Annotated in this window: 19 protein-coding genes and 1 pseudogene; 9 read left to right on the forward strand and 11 right to left on the reverse strand. The window is 72.4% G+C overall.

Annotated elements, in window-relative coordinates; translation table 11 throughout:
* Positions 1–505 precede the first annotated feature (505 nt).
* Positions 506–2161, forward strand: a complete 1656-nt coding sequence (locus AB5J87_RS34485; RefSeq protein ID WP_369382665.1) for a sensor histidine kinase — start codon at positions 506–508, stop codon at positions 2159–2161.
* A 22-nt stretch (positions 2162–2183) separates the two neighbouring features.
* Here the strand turns inward: AB5J87_RS34485 and AB5J87_RS34490 are convergent, their stop codons facing one another.
* Both AB5J87_RS34490 and AB5J87_RS34495 read right to left on the reverse strand, forming a co-directional pair.
* Complete coding sequence (locus AB5J87_RS34490) at positions 2184–3347, reverse strand: serine hydrolase domain-containing protein (RefSeq protein WP_369382667.1); 1164 nt, start codon at positions 3345–3347, stop codon at positions 2184–2186.
* 69 nt (positions 3348–3416) lie between these two features.
* Positions 3417–4520, reverse strand: coding sequence for a serine hydrolase domain-containing protein (locus AB5J87_RS34495; RefSeq protein ID WP_369383751.1), 1104 nt, complete (start codon positions 4518–4520; stop codon positions 3417–3419).
* A gap of 329 nt (positions 4521–4849) precedes the next feature.
* On the opposite strand from AB5J87_RS34495, the pseudogene AB5J87_RS34500 reads away from it, so the two are divergent.
* The 4 genes and pseudogenes from AB5J87_RS34500 to AB5J87_RS34515 form a co-directional block, all read left to right on the forward strand.
* A pseudogene (locus AB5J87_RS34500) lies at positions 4850–5101 on the forward strand (hypothetical protein); the annotation flags it as partial.
* Between the two features lie 9 nt (positions 5102–5110).
* Positions 5111–5803, forward strand: a complete 693-nt coding sequence (locus tag AB5J87_RS34505) for a response regulator (protein WP_369382668.1) — start codon at positions 5111–5113, stop codon at positions 5801–5803.
* A 318-nt stretch (positions 5804–6121) separates the two neighbouring features.
* Complete coding sequence (locus tag AB5J87_RS34510) at positions 6122–6910, forward strand: ABC transporter ATP-binding protein (RefSeq protein ID WP_369382670.1); 789 nt, start codon at positions 6122–6124, stop codon at positions 6908–6910.
* A gap of 74 nt (positions 6911–6984) precedes the next feature.
* A complete protein-coding gene (locus AB5J87_RS34515) occupies positions 6985–9546 on the forward strand; it encodes an ABC transporter permease (RefSeq protein WP_369382672.1) in 2562 nt (853 codons plus the stop codon).
* Positions 9547–9792: 246 nt separating this feature from the next.
* Here the strand turns inward: AB5J87_RS34515 and AB5J87_RS34520 are convergent, their stop codons facing one another.
* The 5 genes from AB5J87_RS34520 to AB5J87_RS34540 all read right to left on the reverse strand — a co-directional run bounded on the left by AB5J87_RS34520 (position 9793) and on the right by AB5J87_RS34540 (position 13532).
* The gene (locus AB5J87_RS34520) at positions 9793–10443 is read right to left on the reverse strand and encodes an HAD family hydrolase (RefSeq protein ID WP_369382673.1); all 651 of its coding nucleotides are present in this window, start codon (positions 10441–10443) and stop codon (positions 9793–9795) included.
* A gap of 45 nt (positions 10444–10488) precedes the next feature.
* On the reverse strand, positions 10489–10716 hold the full coding sequence (locus tag AB5J87_RS34525; protein WP_369382674.1) for a DUF5133 domain-containing protein: 228 nt from the start codon (positions 10714–10716) through the stop codon (positions 10489–10491).
* 79 nt (positions 10717–10795) lie between these two features.
* The gene (locus AB5J87_RS34530; protein ID WP_369382676.1) at positions 10796–11344 is read right to left on the reverse strand and encodes a hypothetical protein; all 549 of its coding nucleotides are present in this window, start codon (positions 11342–11344) and stop codon (positions 10796–10798) included.
* The gene (locus tag AB5J87_RS34535; protein WP_369382677.1) at positions 11341–12831 is read right to left on the reverse strand and encodes an ATP-binding protein; all 1491 of its coding nucleotides are present in this window, start codon (positions 12829–12831) and stop codon (positions 11341–11343) included. Before AB5J87_RS34535 ends, AB5J87_RS34530 begins: the two co-directional genes overlap by 4 nt.
* On the reverse strand, positions 12831–13532 hold the full coding sequence (locus AB5J87_RS34540) for a response regulator (RefSeq protein ID WP_369382679.1): 702 nt from the start codon (positions 13530–13532) through the stop codon (positions 12831–12833). Before AB5J87_RS34540 ends, AB5J87_RS34535 begins: the two co-directional genes overlap by 1 nt.
* 160 nt (positions 13533–13692) lie before the next feature.
* Between AB5J87_RS34540 and AB5J87_RS34545 the strand changes: the two genes are divergently transcribed.
* From AB5J87_RS34545 to AB5J87_RS34560, 4 genes are all read left to right on the forward strand, one after another.
* Entirely contained in the window at positions 13693–14529 is an 837-nt protein-coding gene (locus AB5J87_RS34545) for an SGNH/GDSL hydrolase family protein (RefSeq protein WP_369382681.1), read from the forward strand.
* Between the two features lie 102 nt (positions 14530–14631).
* Positions 14632–15885: an acyltransferase family protein gene (locus AB5J87_RS34550; RefSeq protein ID WP_369382683.1), complete on the forward strand. Its 1254-nt coding sequence runs from the start codon at positions 14632–14634 to the stop codon at positions 15883–15885.
* A 145-nt stretch (positions 15886–16030) separates the two neighbouring features.
* Positions 16031–16465 carry a hypothetical protein gene (locus AB5J87_RS34555; protein WP_369382685.1) on the forward strand — a complete coding sequence of 145 codons (435 nt, stop codon included), beginning with the start codon at positions 16031–16033 and terminating at the stop codon, positions 16463–16465.
* Positions 16466–16602: 137 nt separating this feature from the next.
* Positions 16603–17955 carry an erythromycin esterase family protein gene (locus AB5J87_RS34560; RefSeq protein WP_369382687.1) on the forward strand — a complete coding sequence of 451 codons (1353 nt, stop codon included), beginning with the start codon at positions 16603–16605 and terminating at the stop codon, positions 17953–17955.
* 85 nt (positions 17956–18040) lie between these two features.
* On the opposite strand, the gene AB5J87_RS34565 is transcribed toward AB5J87_RS34560, so the two are convergent.
* The 4 genes from AB5J87_RS34565 to AB5J87_RS34580 all read right to left on the reverse strand — a co-directional run bounded on the left by AB5J87_RS34565 (position 18041) and on the right by AB5J87_RS34580 (position 21086).
* On the reverse strand, positions 18041–18505 hold the full coding sequence (locus tag AB5J87_RS34565) for a VOC family protein (protein ID WP_369382689.1): 465 nt from the start codon (positions 18503–18505) through the stop codon (positions 18041–18043).
* Between the two features lie 176 nt (positions 18506–18681).
* A complete protein-coding gene (locus tag AB5J87_RS34570; protein WP_369382690.1) occupies positions 18682–19563 on the reverse strand; it encodes a hypothetical protein in 882 nt (293 codons plus the stop codon).
* 128 nt (positions 19564–19691) lie between these two features.
* Complete coding sequence (locus AB5J87_RS34575; RefSeq protein WP_369382691.1) at positions 19692–20357, reverse strand: DUF4328 domain-containing protein; 666 nt, start codon at positions 20355–20357, stop codon at positions 19692–19694.
* 141 nt (positions 20358–20498) lie between these two features.
* On the reverse strand, positions 20499–21086 hold the full coding sequence (locus AB5J87_RS34580; protein WP_369382692.1) for a CPCC family cysteine-rich protein: 588 nt from the start codon (positions 21084–21086) through the stop codon (positions 20499–20501).
* Positions 21087–21146 lie beyond the last annotated feature (60 nt).

The raw sequence follows: 21146 nt of genomic DNA on the forward strand, positions 1-21146 counted from the left end.
TTCCCGGGCGCGGAGGTGGTGGTGGGGGCGCGCTGCGTCCCGCTGTCGGCACGGGCCCGTACGGCTGTCACGCCGTGCCTTGTGGTCCCTGCCGTAGGGCCGAACGGCCTCTGCTGTGACGGGTGGCTGTCGCAGGAGGCTGGCTGCGGAGAAGAGGGAGGGGACAGTCCTCGTTCCCGCCAGGGCTGTTCGACGGCTCCTCCCCCTCCCTTGGGAGGGATGGCCCCGAACAGTCCCTCCAGGTCCTTGCGGCACCGTCCAGGGGGGCGTGCCGCAAGGACCGATGGCCGCCCCTATTTTTGCGTCGCTCAGCGCCACCGCCGGGAGGCCGTACTCGCCCGCATGGTCGCCCGGTCGTATGGCCCCGTGGCGTATCTCTGCCGAAAGACAGAGGCGCACCTCGCCCGCAAGGTCCATGTCCGTGGTGATCCGGCGGCCGATACTGAACAACGTGCCTTTCATCCGCGTCCTCCGTCGTCCCACCGGTGACCGGCCGGAGCCCGGTGTGCCCGCGCGATCCGGCTGGTTCGCCGGGCCCGTGACCGGGACAGCGGGCGTGGCACTGGCGGCGGTGGGTCTGTACGTGGTCACCGTGAGCCAGTGGGAGCCGCCGCACCCCGGCTTCCAGTTGCTGGCCATCCCGGTCGGTGTGTTTCTGCTGCTGGTGCGGCACCGGTTTCCGGGTGCCGTGCTGCTCGCGCTCGGCCTGCTCACCGGCGCGGCACCCGTGGTGGGCCCGGTGCTCGCGGCGGCCTCGTACACACTGGCCGGGCGGATGAGCGAGGCGCGCGGGCGCATCCGGTCGCTCGGCGGCACGGCGCTGCTCGCGGTGGTGGCCGCGACGGTGTGCGGGCCTCGGCTCGGTACCGGATCCGCGCTGTACGGGCTGGCGATGGGCCTGGTCATGGCCGTCACCGCCGTCGCGGTCCCCGGGCTGGCCGGGACGGTGTACGGGCAGCAGGGCCGGCTGCTGCGGGCGCTGCGCGAGCGCGGTGACGCGGCGGAGCGGGCCCGCCGCTCCGCCGACAGCGAGGCCCGCACTCAGGAGCGGTCCCGGATCGCCGCCGAGATGCACGACCTGGTGGGCCACCGGCTCAGCCTCATCTCGCTGCACGCCGGAGGGCTGGAGCTCGCCCTCGACAAGGCCGCACCCGAGCTGCGCGAAGAGGCCGTCCTGGTACGGCGTACCACTCGCGACGCGATGCGGGAACTGCGCCAGGCGCTCGGTGTGCTCGGCCCCCTCAGCCGGGACACCGGGCCCGACACCCTCACCGACGCGACCGGCACCCGCGCCGACATCGAGGCGCTGGTGGCCGAGTCCCGGGACGGCGGGATCGCGGTCGGGCTGGAGTGGTCGGGCGCGGACCTGGTGGACCGCCCCGCGTCGGTGCGTCGAGCGGTGCACCGCGTGGTGCGCGAGGCACTGACCAACGTGCACCGGTACGCGCGGACTGCTCCCGTCACCGTGACGGTGGTCCAGGACGACACGGTCGTACGGGTCGTGGTCCGCAATGGTGTCCCCTCGGGCCGAGCGGGCACTTCGGCCGTCGCGGCCGCTGTCGGCACCGGGCGTGGCCTGACCGGTCTGCGGGAACGGGTCGAGCTGCTCGGCGGGTACTTCGAGGCCGCCACACCGCCGTCCGGCGGGTTCGAGGTGGCCGCGGTGGTACCGGTGGCACCGGGCGAGGGCGGCGGGCAGCGCCTCACCGCCGCGTCGGCGGGGACCCTCCCGGCGGCCACCGGCCCACAGCCCGTGACCGCCGGGGTGGCCCACGCCCCGCCCGCCCGCCGTACGGCCGGGGCGTGGGCCACGGCGCTCGGGGCGTTGGCGCTGTGGCTGCTGATGACCCTGGGAATCGCGTTGGTGTACGCCGCGCGACCGGCGCAGACCCCGCCGCCGTCGGTACCCCGGCTCGGCATGACCTACGAGGAACTGCACGGGGTCACCGACAACCGGGCGGTCCGAGCCGCGGCCACCGGCCACGAACCACCGCGGCCGGCCGGTGCGGCGGGCTGCGTCTACCCGGCCACGGGCACCGAGCCGCGACCCGGCGCGCTGGTCATCACCCGCTACTGTTTCGACTCGGGACAACACCTGGTCGCCATCGACCGGTTCACCGTTCCCTCGGTGAGGGACACCAGCCCTTGGGAGACTCCGTGAGCGAGACGCCCCCCGGCTGAGATCAGCGGCACAGGGCCGCGTCGACCGCGTCGGTCATGCGCTTGGCGGTCGGCGCGTCCGGGACGGTGGTGACGGTGATGTTGACGGCACGGCCGTCATCCGTGACGCCGCCCCGACTCCGGTAGCCCGGTGCGGTGCCGCCGTGGCCCCAGACGAGGCCGCCACAGACGATCGGCCTGCTCTGGATGCCCAGGCCGTAGCGGACGCCAGGGCCCAGCAGCTCGGCGGGGACAGTGGTGCGCATCTGGGCGAGCTGGGCCGCGGGCAGCAGACGGCCACCCAGCAGTGCGCCGTAGAAGGTGTTGAGGTCGGTGTTGGTGGACACGACGGCCCCCGCGGACCAGGCCATCGAGGAGTCCATGTCGGTGTAGTCGATCAGCGGCGCGCCCGGGCCGGTGTTCAGGTAGCCGTGCGGGTGGGGCTCGCGGAGAGTGGTTTCCCCGACGGCCGGCACGTAGGTGTGGCGCAGCCCGATCCGGTCGATGACACGTCTGGTGACCTCCTCGCCGTAGGGGCGGCCGGTGACCTTCTGGATCAGCAGACCGGCCACCAGGTAGTTGGTGTTGCTGTACATCCAGTCGGTCCCGGGTGCGAACAGCGCCTTCTGGGCCAACGCCCCGTCGAGGAGTTCGCGCGGCTCGAAATAGCGGTACTGGATGGTGGTGAAGTCGCTCAGCGCGGGGGCGTCCATGTAGTCGGGCAGACCGCTGGTGTGCTGGAGCAGCTGGCGGACCGTGATGTTCCGGCCGTCGATGCCCGAGCCGCGCAGGAGACCCGGCAGGTAGGTGTCCACGCTCGCGTCCAGGCCGACCTTGCCCTCGGCGACCAGTTGCAGGACGACGACGGCGGTGAACGCCTTGGTGTTGCTGCCGGCCCGGATCTGCCCGTCGACCGGGACCTTGGCCTTGGTGGCCAGGTCGCCGACGCCCGCGGTGTAGGTACGGGTGCGGCCGTCGCGGCCGGTGACGGTGGCGAGGGCCGCGGGCATCCCGTCGTTCTTCACCAGCGCGTCGAGGCGCCGCTGCACGACGTCCGGGCGCGGTGCGGCGGAGGCCGCGGTCGGGGCGACGGCGGTCAGCGCGACCCCGGCGGCGACCGTGGCCGTGGTGGCGTACCGCACCATACGGGTGCGGCGCGCCGTGCGCTGCGGGGTGTGGGCGTTCATCGGGACTCCACTGAGGGAAGCGAGGGGGCGGGTGCGGGGCGGTGCGACAGGACGGCGGGAGTCCGGGAATCAGCGGCAGAGCGCATCGTCCACCGCCTGCTGCACGTGCTTCGCGGTGTCCTCGTCCGGAATCACGGTCACGGCGAAGTTCACGGCACGGCCGCCGTCGGTGGCCCCGCCCGCGGTGTAGTAGCCCGGGATCGTCCCGCCGTGTCCCCAGGCGACGCCGCCGCAGGAGAGCGGGCGGCTCGTCAGCCCGAGTCCGTAGCGGACCCCGGGGCCGAACGCCTCGGCCGGGACGGTGGTCCGCATCTGGGCGAGCTGGGCCGCGGGCAGCAGACGGCCCCCGAGCAGCGCGCCGTAGAACCGGGTCAGGTCCGTGTTGGTCGACACCAGCGCGCCGGCCGCCCACGCCCAGGACGGGTCGAGCTCCGTGTAGTTGCGCAGTGACCCGTCCTCGGTGCGGTAGTAGCCCTGCGGGTGGGCCTCGTGGATCTTCACGTCCCCGGGGGTGGGGAAGTAGGTGTGGCGCAGGCCGATCCGGTCGATGACGCGCTTGGTGATCTCCTCGCCGAGCGGGCGGCCGGTGACCTTCTGGATGATCAGTCCCGCCAGCAGGTAGTTGGTGTTGCTGTACTCCCACTGGGTGCCGGGGGCGAAGTGGGCCTTCTGGGCCAGTGCGGCGTCGAGGAGTTCGCGCGGTTCGTAGTAGCGCTTGGGGGAGTTGAGCACGGTGTCGTGCTCGAAGTACTCGGGCAGGCCGGTGGTGTGCTGGAGCAGCTGGCGGACGGTGATGTTGCGGCCGTCGATGCCCGTGCCGCGCACCAGGCCGGGCAGGTAGGTGTCCACGCTCGCGTCCAGGCCGACCTTGCCCTCGGCGACCAGTTGCAGGACGACGACGGCGGTGAACGTCTTGGTGTTGCTGGCGATCCGCACCTGCCCGTCCATCGGGACCTTGCGCTTGGTGGCCGTGTCGCCGACGCCCGCGGTGTAGGTGCGGGTGTGGCCGTCGCGCCCCTTGACGGTGGCGAGGGCGGCGGGCACGCCGTCCTTCCGGACCAGCTCGTCGAGGTGCTTCTGCACGGCGTCCGGCCGTGGCCCGGCGGAGGCCGTGGCCGGCGCGAGGACGCCGGCCACCACGGCGGCGGCCACGACGGCGACGGTCGCCGCCACCCCGCGTCGGCCTCCGCGGAGGCGGTGGGGACGGTGCTGCTGCGATACGTGTTCGTTCACGGGAAAGCCCCTCTGGGTAGGGCACCGGAGCTCTTCTCGGTGCCCTCCAAGAGGACCATCCGACGGACCGTCAATCCGTCGCCGCAGAGGACGAAACCGCGCCTGGGAACGTGCTCCGGGGCGGGGCCGGACCTGGGACCGTACTCCCTGCTCCGAGGACAGTACGGCTATCCGTCCGCGCACGCCGTGCAGCGGTCGACGCCACACGTTCACCAACAAGCGGGTGAGCCGAAGAAAGCGTTCCGGAGGGGCGGTTGACCGGGTTCGTCCAGTCCGGCCCGCGCAAGCTGTGTGACGAGACGGAGGCCGCCTACCGCTGGTGGGAGAAGCGGGACCGCCCCGGCTTCGCTCGCTTCGGACTGACCGTGGACGGCGACGGTGAATGGGTATGGCTCGACTTCCCGGACCACCCGGTATCCGTTCCGGGCCCGTGGCTGCCCCGGCCTACGACCCGCACTGGCGTCCTCCTCGCGCGCCGGCCGGGGCTTTCGTGTCCCGCTGCACCGGGTTCCTGGCCGTAGCCTGGTCGCATGGACGAGATGCCCCCCGACCACCGCCCGGCACCCCGCGTAAGGGTTCTGCTCGTCGACGACGAGGAGATGATCCGGCACGGTGTCCGTCTGATCCTCAAGCACGCCGACGACATCGACGTCGTGGGCGAGGCCGTCAACGGGCGCCAGGCCGTCGAGCTCGCCGCCGTCCACCACCCCGACGTGGCCCTCGTCGACATCCGGATGCCGGTCCAGGACGGCCTGGCCACCATCGCTCCGCTGCTCGCGCTCGATCCCGCGCCACGCGTGGTGATGCTGACGACCTTCGGCGACGAGGACAACGTCCTGCGGGCGTTGCGGGAAGGCGCCGCGGGCTTCCTCCTCAAGGACGAGGGCCCGCAGGAGCTGATCCGGGCGGTCCACGCTGCCGCCGCGGGCGACGCCGTGCTCTCGCCGGGCGTCACCGGCTCGGTGATCGCGCGGATGCTGCGCGGCGGGCGGCCGGGCGACGGCGCGGCGGTGGAGGACGAGCGGATCGCCCGGCTCACCGGCCGGGAGCGGGAGGTCCTGGCGATGCTCGGCGAGGGGCTGTCCAACCAGGAGGTCGCCGACCGCCTCGCCATCGGGGTGGGCACCGTGAAGGCGCACGTGGGCGCGATCCTGGAGAAGACCGGGTCGGCCAGCCGCGTTCAGGCGGCCCTCCTCGCCCACCGCACGGGCCTGGCCTCCTGAGCGCCTGCGCCTGGGCCTCCGCCTGCGCGGGCGGGTGAAGCCCGGGGGCAAAGACAAGGCCCGCGCGCTCGTCCCTGAGCCCCCGCGCCCCGTACTCGCGATCGCCGCGCGGAGCGGCCGGCCTTGGACCAAAGGCAGAGGCGCCCGCGCCCGTAGCCCTGCCGAAAGGCAGAGGACGACCGGGTGCACCTGCCCTTCGGCAGAGCTCAAGTACCTTCCGCGGAGCGATGTTTACGCAGGTGAGGGCCGCGAGGATGGTTGTGTCCCCCCGGGCCGCACAGTGGTGGTCGGCCCGTCGCGCCTCTTCGCGGAGTCCTCATGTCGCAGCTGTTCGCTTCCCCCGGCACCCCCGACACCCCGGTCACCGAACCCGCTGCCCGGGCCGTCGGTCTGACCAAGGTGTACGGGAGGGGCGAGACGCGGGTGACCGCTCTGGAGGCGGTGTCGGTGGAGTTCGACCAGGGCCGGTTCACGGCGGTGATGGGGCCGTCGGGGTCGGGCAAGTCCACCTTGATGCACTGCATGGCCGGGCTCGACCCGGTGACGTCCGGGTCGACCCGGATCGGTGACGTGGAACTGTCGTCGCTGAATGACCGTCAACTGACGCGGCTGCGACGGGAGAAGGTCGGGTTCGTCTTCCAGGGCTTCAACCTGCTGTCCACCTTGACCGCGCTGGAAAACATCACGCTGCCGCTGCGGCTGGCCGGTCAGCGGCCCGACCGGGCGTGGCTGGACACCGTGGTCGCCACCGTCGGACTGGCCGACCGGCTCGCCCACCGTCCGGCCGAGCTCTCCGGCGGCCAGCAACAGCGTGTCGCGGTGGCCCGCGCACTGGTCTCCCGGCCCGAGATCGTCTTCGCCGACGAACCGACCGGCAACCTCGACTCGCGCTCCGGCGCGGAGGTCCTCGGCTTCCTGCGCGACTCGGTACGGGAGTTGCACCAGACCGTGGTGATGGTCACCCACGATCCCGTCGCCGCGGCCCACGCGGACCGTGTGGTGTTCCTCGCCGACGGCCACCTGGTGGACGAGCTGTACGAGCCGACCGCCGATCGGGTGCTCGACGTGATGCTCACGTTCGAGACCCGCGACCGCCGCACCGGCTGACCGCAGCCCTTCCCGCAGTCCGGGGCCCGCGCGCACCGTGTGGCCCGCCCCCTCCTCGTTCCCGAAAGCCCTCCATGCTGAGAACAGCCCTGCGCAACGTCGTCGCGTCCAAGGCCCGTGCGGCCATGACCGTCCTCGCGGTCTGCCTGGGCGTCGCGTTCGTCTGCGGCACCCTCGTCTTCGCGGATTCGTCCGCCGCCGCCTTCCGCGCCGCCGCGTCGAAGAACTTCGCGGACATCGCCGTCACGGTGACCCCGAAGGACCCCCCTCCCGGCTCCGGCACGCCTCGGGGCCCCGGCGCCCTGGACGACAGGCTCGTACGCGAACTCGCCCGCGTCCCCGGTGTGGCCGGTGTGCGCCCCCTGGCCGACGGCTCGGCCCTCCTGAACGCGGCGGACGGCAGCCCCCTGCGCATCAAGACGGGAGCCAACCAGGCCGCCGCCTATCTGCCCGGGGACGACGGCAAGGACAGCCGCTACCCCCTGCTCCGGGGGCATGCGCCACTCAACAGCGGCGAGATCGCCCTGGACAGCGGCACCGCCGCCGCGGGCCGCTTCAGCATCGGCGACACGGTCACCCTGGCCACCGACGGCCCCGTCATGAGCAAGCGGCTCGTCGGTGTCGTCCGCACCGACGACACCCGGGTGACGGCGGGCGGCACCCTCGCGCTCTTCGACAGGGGCACCGCCCAACAGTTGTTCGCGTCCCCGGGCCACTACACGGGCATCGACCTGGCGGCCACCCCCGGCACCAGCCAGTTCACGCTCGCCCAGCGGGTCGGCGCGGTCCTGCCCACCGACCGGGCCGAAGCCACCACCGGAGCTGCCCAGGCGGATCAGCAGGCCATCCTCGTGAACACCATGACCCGCGGCTACGCCAAACTGCCGCTGGTCTTCGCCGCTGTCTCGCTCTTCATCGGCTCGTTCCTCATCATCAACACCTTCACCATGCTCGTCACCCGCCGCACCCGTGAGATCGCGCTGCTGCGCGCGATCGGTGCCACGCGCCGCCAGGTGACCCGCTCGGTGCTCGCCGAGGCCGCCCTGATCGGTCTCGTCGCCTCGGCGCTCGGCTTCGTGCTCGGCCTCGCGGTCGCCTCGGCACTGCCCCACCTCCTGGGAACCGATCGGAGCCCGCTGCCCAGCGGCCCGCTCGTGATCGGTGCCCGGCCCGTCGTGGCCGCCCTGGGAGTGGGCGTCGGAGTCACCGTGCTCGCCGCGTGGCTGCCGTCGCGCCGGGCCGCGAAGGTCGCGCCCGTCGAGGCGATGCGCACGGCCGGACAGTCGCCGACCGCCGCCGTGTCGCGGATCCGGGCCGCGGCGGGACTGGCCCTGCTCGTACTCGGCGGCGGACTGCTGCTCTCGCTCGGCGGCGCCAAGGACGCCTCGCAGGACAACCTCCAGAGCGCACTGCTGGGATGCGGTGTGCTGGTGGCGGGCCTGATCGTGTCGGCGCCGCTGCTCGCGCGGCCCACGGTCAAACTGATGGGGCGGCTCACCGGCCGGTTCGGTGTCGTCGGCCACCTCGCGCGGCAGAACGCCCTGCGCGACCCGCGGCGCACCGCGGCCACCGCCTCCATCCTGATGATCAGCACCGCGCTGGTCGCCGGGCTCGCCGTCCTCGGCAACTCCACGGGCCAGAGCCTCGACCGGCAGGCCGCGGCCGGCCTCGGCGCCGACTATGTGATCGGCACCCGCACACCCACCGCCGCCATCGACCGGGCCGCCGTGCGGCGGGTGGCCGACACCCCCGGAGTGGGCACCGCGACCGCCGTCGCCGACTCGACCCTCATCGTCGGCGGCCACGTCCGCCAGATCTCCGGCGTCGACCCCGCCACCGTCGGCCAGGTCATGAAGCTCCGCTTCCTCAGCGGCTCCGCCAAGGACCTCGGACCCGGCCGGATCGCCCTGTCCCGCACCGTCGCGGACGCGCACGGCCTGCGCGCGGGCGGCAAGCTCAACGCCGTCCTGGGACGCGGCGGCGACTTCCGCCAGTACGAGGTGGTGGGCGTCTACGAGGACAGCCCCATCGCCCAGGACGCACTGGGCGCACGCGACCAGGTGCGGAAGAGCAGCCACCTTCCCGGCTCCGTCCAGCGCGTCCTCGTACGCACCGAGCACGGCACGACCTCGAAGGCCCTCGAAGGCGCGCTGCGCAAGGCGGTGGGTGACAGTCCGCTGCTGAAGGTCCAGGACCGCGACCAGCTCGTGCACGAGGCCGCGGGAACCCTGGGCGACCTGCTCACCCTCATGTACGGGCTGCTCGCCATCGGCGTGGTGATCTCCGCGCTCGGCATCGTCAACACGATGGCGATGTCGGTGGCGGAACGCACCCGTGAGATCGGTGTGCTGCGGGCCATCGGCATGGACCGCGGTGTCGTGCGGCGGATGGTGGGCCTGGAGGCGGTGACCGTGGCCGTCTTCGGCACCCTGCTGGGACTGGCCGCCGGACTGTTCGGCGCCTGGGCCGTGGGCCCCCTGGCCGGTGGTGCCATGACGGACTACTCCCTCGCACTGCCCTGGGGCACCTTGGCGCTGGTCTGTCTGCTCTCCCTCATGACCGGTGTGGCCGCGGCGGCCTGGCCGGCCCGGCGGGCCGCTGCCCTGAGCCCACTGGAGGCCGTCGCCGCCCAGTAGCGCGCTGCGGAGCGCCGGAGCCCTGACCACGGACACGGCGGCAGGCGAGTCATGGCAGCCCGCCGGGGTGCTCGGGCTCGCCCTGGGCGTCGCCGTGCTGGTCCGGCTCGTCGTACGGAAGTCGGCGCCGTAGCGCACCCGCTCCCCACGCCTCCCTGTCCTGGAGGAGGAGGACGTGAGGAACTGCACGCGTACACACGGGAGTTGAACGGTGAGGGCCGGACACGCACCTTGCGTGCCCGCCCCTCACTGCTCCGCGAGGAGAGACGGCAGTTTGCGCATGTCGTGGAAGACGACCGTGTCCGGGCCTTCGAGCAGCTCGGCCGGGGTCAGTCCGCCCGCGTATCCGAAGGCGCGCATACCGGCGGCGCGGGCCGCCTCGACGCCGGGGCGGCTGTCCTCGACGACCACGCACGCGGCCGGGTCCACCCCCATCCGCCGGGCCGCGTACAGGAACAGGTCCGGGGCGGGCTTGCCCCGGGCGACCTCGGTGGCACTGTGGATACGGCCCTCGAAGTGCTCGTACAGACCGGTGCGGCCGAGGGTGTGGCGCATCTTGTCGTGGGAGCCGCTGGACGCGACGCAGGTGGGCAGGGTGATCGCGTCGAGTGCTTCGCGTATTCCGTCGACCGGCAGCAGTCCCGTGTCCACCGCCTCCCGGTGGAGCTCCTCGAACCGCGTCCGCCAGACCCCGGCCGTCTCCTCGCCCAGCCGGGCGGCGACCTGTTCGCCGATCGAGGCCGTGGAGCGCCCGATGAAACGCCGGATCACCTCGTCCTCGGTGAGCGGCCACCCCAACTCCGCGCCCAGCGCTACCTGTACGCGCACGGCGATGCGTTCGCTGTCGACGAGCACACCGTCGCAGTCGAAGATGACGAGTTCAATCGGCTTGATCATCGTCGCAGCATAGAGGCGCCCCAACCGTGCGGGGTGTGGGCTTCCTCACGCGCTGACGACGGAGTCGTCGAAGGTCCGCGCACCGGGCAACCGATGGCGTGCGGCGATCACGGCGGCGTCGATGTCCCGCGTCCCGGTCGAGACGCACAGGGTGTAGGAGACGTCCTCCAGTCGGCGGCGGGTGTTCTCGTCGCCCTCGGCGGCCTTCAGCGCGCGCAGTGCGTCGTACTCGGCGAGCAGATCGCGCAGCACTGCCGGGTGAGCCATCAGCATGGGGAATCCTCCACTCGGTACGGTCACGATACGTCTCCGACTGCCCCGGCTTTCCCTTCGTACACGGCTTCGTTCCGGGTCAGTTGGTCACCGGTGTGACGGTGCCGTTGGGGCCGCAGCGGACCGTCCAGGGTGTCCGGGAGCGGATGTTGTTCTCGTGGATGCGGATGTCGACCTGGGTGGCGGGTCTGCCGCCGGAGACGTTGGCGTGGGCGGCGGTGCAGGCGATCTGCGCGACCGCCGTGACGTCGAGGTCCCCGGAGCGCACTTCCAGGGGGACGAAGACATCGACGGCGCCCTGTCCGACCGCGGCGGTGAGCTGCCCGGACATGGGTGGCACCTGGCTGATGAGGCCGCGCTCGCGTTCGGCGGGCGTGGGCCCCTCCAGCAGCAGGTCGAGGGCCTGCTGGGGGCTGAGCGGCCGGTCGGTGGGACGGGAGACGGCGCGGATGCCGTAGGGGCCGGCGAAGTAGAGGCGTACGGAACGGGCCTCGGTGCCGGGCGGCTGGATCCCGGAGGCCGGGGGCCCGGCGTGGACGGCGCCGGTGGTGCCGATCCCGCAGCCGCCGAGCAGCAGGGCGGCTGCGGCGGGGCCGAGGGCGCGCCGGATGCGTGGAAGTGGGTTCATGGCTGGTCCGGGTCGACGGTGAGCGGCAGGGTGAGGGTGAAGACGGCGCCGCCGCCAGGGGTGTTGGCGGCGGTGAGGGTGCCGCCGTGCAGCAGGGCGTTCTCGTAGGCGATGGCCAGGCCGAGGCCGCTGCCCTCCGAGCGGGCGCGTGCCGCGTCCGCCTTGTAGAAGCGGTCGAAGACGTGGGGGAGGGCGGTCTCGGCGATGCCCGTGCCGTGGTCGGTGACGGTGACCACCGCGTCGTCACCCGAGGCCCGCACCGCGACGGCGACCGGAGGGGCGCCGTGGCGCAGGGCGTTGCCGACGAGGTTGGCGAGGATGACGTCGACGCGGCGCGGATCGGCGCGTACGTCCACCGGCGCCGGGAGGTCGGCGGTGACCCGTGGGTCGTCGGACCAGCCGCGCAGTTGGAGGGTCTTGGCCACCAGGGTGCACAGGTCCACCTGCACGGCGTCGAGCGGGGCGGCCTTGGCGTCGAAGCGGGAGACCTCCATCAAGTCCTCGACCATACGGGCGAGGGCGCGGGTCTCGGTGCTGACGAGGCGGACGGCGTCGGCGGTGTCGGCGGGCATGACGCCCGAGGCGGCGTCCTCGTCGAGGACTTCGGTCACCGCCGCCATCGCCGCGAGCGGAGTGCGCAGTTCATGGGCGACGTCGGCGGCGAAGCGGCGTGCGCCCGCCTCGACCCGGCGCAGCTCCGCGTCGTCCTTCTCCAGGGTGGCCGCCATGGTGTTGAACGAGCGGGTGAGGTCGGCGAGTTCGTCGTGGCCCTCGGCGTGCAGCCGGGTGCCCAGCTCACCGGCGGCGATGCGCTCGGCGCCGCTGCGCAGCTGGCGTACCGGGCGCAGCACGCTGCGGGCCGCGAAGAGGGCGGGTACGAGCGCGAGGGCCAGCGCGGGCAGCACTCCCGCTTCGGCCGCGGTGACCAGCGCGGCGATGTCGGCCTCGTCGTCGCTGAGGGGGAACGACGCGTACACGGTGAGCCCCGACGCCTTGTCCGCGTTCTGGGGCCGTCGCGGATCGTCGGCGTAGGAGACGGGCATGCCCACGGCCAGCCAGGGGTGACCGTCGCGGTCCAGGTGCTGGAAGGCCGCCTGGCCCGTCCGTTCGACGGTCTCGCGCAGCCCGGTCGGCACCGGTGGCGCACCGGAGCCCGCCGCGACCGGCGGGCCCGACCGGTACGAGGCGGCGGAGCGCCACGCCCGGGATCCGCCGGCCCGGTCGAGCTGGAGGGTGAGGCCGCGCAACTGCTCAGCGGTGGGCGGGAAGGGCAGATCAGGGGCGAGGGAATCGAGCTGGGTGCGCAGGTCGGCGACGGCGGTGTGCTCGGTGCGCTCCAGAATGGCCGAACGCGCCCGGTGGAAGGTGAGTCCGGCGGTGAGCAGTGAGCCGAAGGCCACGGCGAGCAGGAAGGCGACGACGAGCCGCACCCGCAGCCCGCGCGGCGGCCGGAGTCCCGGCGGGCGGATACGGCTGAAGCGGCGCATCACAGAGGTCCGAAGCGGTAGCCGAAGCCCCGCACCGTCTGCACGTACACCGGGCTGCGCGGGTCGTCCTCGATCTTGGCGCGCAGCCGCATCACACACGCGTCGACCAGGCGCACATCACCGTAGAAGGAGTGCTCCCACACCTGCTCCAGCAACTGCTGGCGGCTGTAGACCTGGCCCGGGGCGGCGGTCAGGAACAGCAGCAGTTTGAGCTCGGAGGGGGCAAGCGCCAGCTCGGTGCCCTGCTTGGTCACCATGAGGGTCGTCCGGTCCACGCCGAGGGCGCCGTGCCGCTCCGGCCCGGCGGGCGCGCGTGTGGGATCCCCGGTGCCCTGGGTCGGGGCGACCCGGCGCAGGACGGCCTTCATCCGGGCTTCGATGAGCTCGCCGCCGGCCGGTTTGATGATGTAGTCGTCGGCGCCCGCCTCCAGACCCACCACCATGTCGATCTCGTCGCCGCGCGCCGAGAGGATGATGATCGGGACCTGCTTGCTCTCCCGGATGCGGCGGCACACCTCCAGACCGCTCATCTGCGGCAGCATCAGATCCAGCAGCACCAGATCGGGCCGGTGGCGCTCCAGGGCGAGCAGCCCGGTCTCACCGCTCGCGGCGACCTCCACCTCGTGGCCCCGGCGCCGCAGGGCGAGGGTGACACCCCTCTGTACGGCGGGGTCGTCTTCGACGAGCAGGACTCGTGCCATGGGGGTGTGCTCTTCTCGCTGGGCGGCCGAACGGCGCGCCACGGTGGGGCGCGACCTTCTGCGATCAGGGTGCTCGAAGCGTATGACGCCGGGTTCCGCATTTCGTGATGAAACGATGACGGCCCACCCGGACGCCGGTCGGCCGCGCTGAGCTGGAGGCATGAACAGCAAGATCACCTCCCTGTCCGACCGTGGCCACACCTCCCCGCGCTTCGGGCGCCCCGCCCGCCGTACGGCCCTCCTCGCCGCCGTGGTGACGGCGGCAGCGCTCGCCCTCACCGCCTGCCAGGGCTCCGGCGGTGGTTCCGGCGCCGCTTCCGCCGGCTCCACCCCGGCCGCCGACCGCGACAGCCACGCCAAGCCGCACAAACTGCTGTGGATGGGCGACTCCATCGGCGAGGCCCAGGCGCCCGCGCTCGGCGCGGCGATGAAGGCCGCCGAGGCGGAGTTCACGTCGATGGCCGCCGCGGGCGGCGGCGGTGTGGTCGGCGAAGTGGCGTCGCCCACCTGGGACGCGCTGCCCAAGCAGCTGGCGTCCGTCAAGCCGGACGTCGTCGCGTACCAGGTCACCACGTACGACTGGGGCACCTCCGAGGAGCAGCGCGCCGCCTATGAGCGCCTGGTGAAGACGGTGAACGAAGCGGGCGCCGACCTCCTCCTCGTGTCCGCGCCCCCCTTCAAGATCGACGACTTCTACAAGCCGCACGAGGCCGCGATCAAGAGCGCACCCCGGTCCGCCCAGGCCGTGGCGGCCAAGCATCCGGACAAGGTCCACTTCCTGGACGCCACCGCCCTCTGGGGAACAGACGGCACGGCGGCCAAGGCACAGCGCAGCAAGGACGGCATCCACTCCTGCCAGCAGGGCTCGGCCGCCTTCGCCCACTGGTTCGGCGAGCAGCTGAAGAAGCGGTACGGATTCACTCCCGCGCCGGTCGGCCAGTGGGCCACCGGGGCGTGGACCGGCGACAAGGTCTACGGGCAGCTCGGCTGCAGGTAGCACCGGCCGCCGGGTCCTGACCACCGCGTGACCGTTCGAGGGCTGAGGCGGGGCCCCGCCTCAGCCCCGCCCCCTTCGCCCCCCCATTTCCGCTGGAGCCCCATGCCCACCCCGCCCCCTTCGGCGCCCGCCCACCGCCGCCCCCGTACGACATCCACGACGGCCCCCGCCGAGGGGCGGCGCGTCGCGCCCCTGGACGGGTTGCGCGGTCTGGCCGTCCTGGGGGTTCTCTTCTTCCACGCCGGCCATCTCGGCGGCGGCTTCCTCGGCGTCGACCTCTTCTTCGTCCTCTCCGGCTTCCTCATCACCGGCCTCCTCCTGAAGGAGGTACGGGCCCGGGGCGGACGCGTCGACCTCGTCGCCTTCTGGGGCCGCCGCGCCCGCCGTCTGCTGCCGGCGCTCGCCGTGACCCTCGCGGGCACCCTGCTCCTTCTCTGGTCGTTCGGCCCGCCCTCCCTGCTGCGGTACGCGCTCGACGACGCCCCCTGGGTGGCCGCGAACCTCGCCAACTGGCACTTCATCGCCGACCAGGTCGGATACTGGAACTCGGCCGACACACGCGTGTTCGGCCATCTGTGGAGCCTGTCGGTCGAGGAGCAGTTCTATCTGCTCTGGCCCGTACTGCTCGGGCTGGTCGCACGCGGTCCCAAGGCGGACCGGCGCGTCGCGGGGGTCGCGGCGGTCGGGGCGGCGCTCTCCCTCGCACTCATGCTCGCGCTGACCGTCCCCGCCGACACCACCCGCGTCTACGAAGGCACGGACACCCGCGCCTTCTCACTCCTGCTCGGCGCACTGATGGCGACCGCGCCCGCCACCCGCCTCGTCGCGAGAATGAGTCCTCGGGCGACCGGCTGGACTTCCACGCTCCTGACCTGCGCCATAGGCGCGTACTGGGTGGTGGCCGACGGCCAGAACGCGCCCTCCCTCTTCCAAGGCGGGCTCTTCCTGCACGCCCTGGCCGCCGCCGTGCTCATCGCCTGTCTCGCGCGGACGTCCCACAGCGCGGTCGGCCGCGTCCTTTCCCTGCCCCCGCTGCGCTGGTTCGGCCTCATCTCCTACAGCCTCTATCTGTGGCACTGGCCCGTGTACCTGCTGCTCGGCGAGGAACGCCTCGGCATGTCGGGCTGGGGGCGTACGGCCGTCCTCCTCGCCGTCTCCACGGCCGCGGCCTGGCTCTCCAAGGTGCTCGTCGAGGACCCGGTCCGCTTCCGCGCCCCCTGGGCCAGGGGGCGCACGGGAGCCGTCGCCCTCCTGTGCGGGCTCGCCGCGCTGGCGGCGCTCTGGACCTGCATACCCGAACCGCGCCTCGGGGTCGGCACGGTGGACCCGGGGCTGTTGGTTCCGGGGGAGGGGTGAGGCCGGGGGCGGTGTGGTGCTGTCCATGAGGTGTCGTCCGATCGGGCTGTTTGGGCGCGGTGTTCATGCCTTTGCCCCGGCTCACACGCCAACCTGATCGTCGGGCCGCGTGCCCTTCCACTGGATGCACTTGCTTGGAGAGAGCGTGAAGACACCGAAGTTCTCGGCCGTTCTGCTGGCCGTCCCCCTGGCCCTGGGCGCACTCGCCGCCGTTCCGGCGACTGCCCAGCCGTACTCGCCCCTGGCGCGTCCGGAGGCGGCTGCCGCACGCATCCCTCTGACGAACGTTGACGAAGGCCGGACCGTGACCGTGCGGCCGGGTGATGACGTCGAGGTGAGGCTCACCGCCTACCGCGGCAACGGGTTCACCTACAGCTGGGAGGTACCGCAGTCCAGCGCCCCCGGCGTGCTCCGGTCCACCGCCGGTGGCGTCACACCGGCGGGCAACGCCACCGCCGTCTTCCACGCGCAGGGCGTCGGCAGCGCCACCATCACCGCCGTACGCCATTGCCGCCCCGACCCCGGCCGCACCTGCCCCTTCGCCGTCGTGCCCTGGAAGGTCACGGCAGACGTGAAGTGACCGGCCCGGGGCTCCCGCCCCTTCGGGGGCGGGGGGTATCCCCCCGGAAGGGTTTGGGGGTTGTCTCCACTGCGTACGCCGGTACTGCGGACGATGATCATCTCAGGTTGCACCAGGCAAGTTGAGAGGCACAGCGCATGGTTACGCAGCACCAGAACATCGGCCGACGCGGGCGGCTGGCCACGGCGGCACTCGCGATCGGGGCGGTCGTCATCCCCGTGGCGGCGCAGGCCGCGCAGGCCCGGGCGGCCGACGGGAAGCAGGGTCCGGTGCGCGCACTGGAGCAGGCGGCGCATCCGCTGCGGTCCACGGAACCCGGTCGCGACACGAGTGACCTTCGCGCCCTGGGGGCGATGGTCGGTGACGCCAAGGTGGTCGGCCTGGGGGAGGCGACCCATGGCTCGCACGAGTTCTTCACCATGAAGGAGCGGGTCTTCCGCTACCTCGTCGAGGAGAAGGGCTTCAGCACCTTCGCCCTGGAAGTGAGCTGGTCCGCGGGTCTGAGGATCGACGACTACCTCCAGACCGGAAAGGGCGACGCCCGCGAGATCGCCCATGAGACGTTCGCGAACTCGCCCTGGGACCGGGAGGAGTTCGTCAGCCTCCTCACGTGGATGCGCGGCTACAACCGTGAACACCCCGGCCGTACCGTCCACTTCATGGGTGACGACATCGGCGCCCCCGCAGTCAGCGACGCCTTCTTCGGCCGTGTCACCGACTACGTGAAGCAGAACCACCCGCAGGCGCTGCCGGAACTCAACACGCTGTACACCGGGCTGCGCCCGATCGACGACGTCTTCGCCTATCTGAAGAAGCCGCAGGCGGAGCGGCAGCGGCTGGCGGGCCAGGCGCAGCGGGCCCTGGAGCTGGTCAGCGGCCTGAAGGGATCCGGAGGCAGCGCGTTCGACTGGGCCGAGCAGAACGCCCGGTCCATCGCGCAGACCACCCGGTTCCTCACCCTGGACCCCGCGGACCCGGCGTCCAACGCCGCCGCCCAGCGCTTCCGGGACGAGGTGATGGCGCAGAACGTCTCCTGGTGGCAGCAGCGGACCGGGCACAAGGTGCTCCTGTCGGCCCACAACGACCACGTGGGCGTCGTTGCCAGCGATCCGCGGACCTACTCCAAGACGCAGGGGTCGTTCCTGCGCGACTCCCTGGGCAAGAACTACCTTCCCATCGGCTTCACCTTCGACCGGGGTTCCTTCCTGTCGAAGGACACGGCGCTGGGCGGCGAATGGAAGAAGTTCACCGTTCCCGCCGCGAAGACCGGCACCAACGAGGCGACCCTCGACAGGGTCCGCTACCGCGACTTCTACCTCGACGCGCGCAGGGCCCCGGCCTCCGCGCGTGCCTGGCTGAACACGGCCCGTCCCACCTTCAACGTCGGCACGATGTTCCCCGAACCGCTGCGCGACGTGGCGATCGCCAAGTCCTTCGACGTCCTCATCCACCTGCATGAGGTCCGGGAGGCCGACAAGTCGAAGCCGTAGGGTCCGGCCCCTGGCTCGTGTCCGCCGGTCCGGGTCCCGGCTCGCCGCGTGTGCTTCCGGAGCGGGGCGGGCCGGGGGCCGGGGGTCAACCTCGGGGAGCGAGTTCCCGTGCTCGGCGGGCCACTTCCTCCGGGGTGAGGTCCTCCAGATGGGTGAGGAAGATCCAGACGTGGCCGTAGGGGTCCTTCACGATGGCCGTGCGATCGCCGTGGAACTGGTCCGTCGGTGGCTGGAGGATCTCGGCACCGGCCGCCGCGGCCCGATGCGCCACGGCATCCACGTCCTCCACGAAGACGTGCAGGGCGACCGTAGTGCCTCCGACCGCCGTCGGGGCGCCGAAGACCGGGCCCTCGGCGTCGCCGAGCATGACGGTGGATCCGTGGATCTTGATCTCGGCGTGCAGGACGCGGCCTTCGGGGCCGTCGAGGCGGAACAGCTCGACGGCCCCGAAGGCCCGGGTGTAGAACTCGATCGCCCGCGCGGCGCCGTCGAGCATGATGTGGGCGACGACGGCGTTGCGGTAGGTCTCGGGAACGACGCTCGTGGTCATGGGAAGTGCCTCCTTGAGTGGCTGCTGCCGATGACCACGAACGTAGAAACTCAAGCGGACTTGAGGTCAAGCGCGGCGGTACGGGCTCGCCTGCGCCCGATCGGCCGCTTGAGGGGGTGCGCCCGAGCGGAGGCCCGCGCACCGCACGTAGCGCCTCGCCTCCGGCTCCGCCGTGATCAGCCGCCCTGGGCCTGCTTGAGGATCTTGGAGAGCTCGATGGCGGTGAGGTCCGAGAGGTCTTCGGTCCGATCGGTGGGGGGTGCCTGGAGCGGGGCGGGCTCGTCGTGGCGGGTGATCACGGTCGTCATGTCCAGGGGGCGGTCCGCGTCGGCGCGCGTGCGGAACTGGCGTACGCGGTCCTGTCCGTCGACCCACAGATCCATGTTCAGGGAGCGCACTCCCCAGGCCGTGTAACGGTTGATGAGCCGCAGGCCGCGCAGTTGCGCCTCGCGCGGCTTGCCCAGCAGGGCGCGGCGGAGCTGGTCGAGGGTGGCCGTGCCGCTGTAGTGCACGGTGGTGGTTCCACCGACCGTCTCGGTTCCGTTCCGGGCGATGTCGGGGGCGGCGGCCAGCTGGCCGGTCTCCTCGGCCGGGTTGCGCTCGAACTCGTTCTCCAGCCCGAACAGCGCCTGGTGGCGCACCTGTTCATCGGCCAGCATCGCGGTCTTGTACTTGAGCCAGTGCTTGCCGCCGCCCCACAGGAACGTGGCGTCGCCGCCCTTGCGGAGCTCCATGCGGCCGGCGTCACCGTCCGCGGCGACGTTCACGCGCATCCGCAGGGTGCGCGGGCTGACGCTGAGGGACCCGTCGGTGTCGACGGTCTCCGCGATCCCGTCTCCGGGTTCCCGGCCGCGCATGGTGTACGCGAACGAGTTCAGCTTGTCGGTCTTGGCCATGGCGCGGGCGACCGCCGCCGCGGCCGGGCCGGCGGCCTGCCCCGTGCCGCTGGGTGCCATGTCCCCGGCGCGCCGGGAACTCCCGGCGGCGCAGGCCGTGGTCGTGGTGAGCACGACGGCGGCCACGGCCAGCGCGGCGGCGGGGCGAGTGCGGTGGGACATGGGGGAACTCCGTGCGGTGTGCGAGAAGGTGCCGGGGGCGGGGCCGGGGGAACCGGTGCCGGCCGCGGACGTGGGGCGCCGACCCGGTGACGTGCCGGACCGGCGCCTGAGAACAGTGCTGCCGTGGCTCAGACGGCGGCGACGGGGCCGTAGGTCGCCTTGGTGTGCTGCATGGCCGTCAGCCTGCGCACGAAGACGATGGCGAGGACCGCGGCGGCGAGCATGAGCGCGTCGGCCAGGATGACCACGTCCGTCGCGTGCCGGAACGCCTCGGGATCCGTCGTGCGGTTCTGCCACTGGGTGCCGATCCGGAGCGTCACCAGGGCCAGGACCCACACGGTCCACCATGCCTTGACGGGCGCGGCGGACACCTCGCGCCACGATCCGTCGGGCGCGCGCTGGGTGCTCGCGGTCCAGATCTCCCGCGCGATGCCGAAGGGGATCCAGAAGTTGCCGAAGGGGATGAACCAGCCGCCGATCGCCCACCCCCGGCCGCGCGTGGACACGTCCGGTGCGAACACGTCGGCGTTTCCCCGGACGCGGTGGAACCAGGCGATGAACACGGCTGCCGTGGCCGCGATGACCAGCAGCTGGAGCGTCCCGGCGAGGTCGTACAGGTCGTCGGAGCGGTTGATCTCCTCGCTGCTGTGGGCCAGCAGGTCGCCGGTCAGCCGGTGGCGCACGACCCCCGCGTACACCGCGACGAGATCGGTGGCGGCGGCGACTCCGAGCAGGACCGTGGTGGCCCTGGCCGGGACGATCGGCGAGCGCAGGACGGCGTTCGGTGGCGGCATGACGCCGACACTGGGCAACATGGTGAGAAACCCCCCAGGGCATGAAGAACCCCGCAAACCGTTCAGCGGGGGTGTCGCAGGACCGTATGTCATACGGGATGTCCCGGACAAACCGTTTCCGGCGACCTGGGGAGGCTCGGGTCAGCTGTCTGCCGGGGGAGCGGGTGTCTCGTGGCGGCGCCAGTAGGTGGGGCGCCACCAGTACAGCTCGGTGAGGTCGTTCGGGTGGGGCGGGCCGCCCGTCGTCCACTCGACCGGGTCCCGCTGCGGGTCGAAGGGCCGCCAGCCCGGGTCCAGGGGCTCGTCCTCGGCCGGGGGCCGCACATGGCGCACCAGGTCCTGACGCACCGCACCGATCCGCTGGAAGTTCGCCTGTGCCTCCATGAGGCTCGCACCCCCGTTGGAGCCGACCTCCACCCAGGGGTAGCGCAGCTGGAACGGGTCGTCCTGCCAGAAGCACACGTCGCAGATCTCGTCCGACCACACGTCGCTGAACATCTGGTGCCCGCAGCACGGGCAGGGCAGCCAGCCACCCGGCGGCGCGGTCGCGACGACCGGCTCGGCCGCCTCGGGCAGGCCGAGCTCCGCGCGGAGGGCGGCCTCCATCCCTTCGAGCTCCGCGAGCTCGGCGGCGTCCTGGGCCTCCAGCGCGGCGAGCTCGGCGGCACTGTCGGCGTCTGAGTCGGGTGTGCCGGTGACGCCGCCATCCGGAGTCTTCGGGTCATTCATGCGACTAAGTTTAGGTAAGCCCTCTCTGTCCGCTGATGGTGGGTTTAACGAAGAGCCGGC

The sequence above is a fragment of the Streptomyces sp. cg36 genome (assembly GCF_041080675.1).
GTDB lineage: Bacteria > Actinomycetota > Actinomycetes > Streptomycetales > Streptomycetaceae > Streptomyces.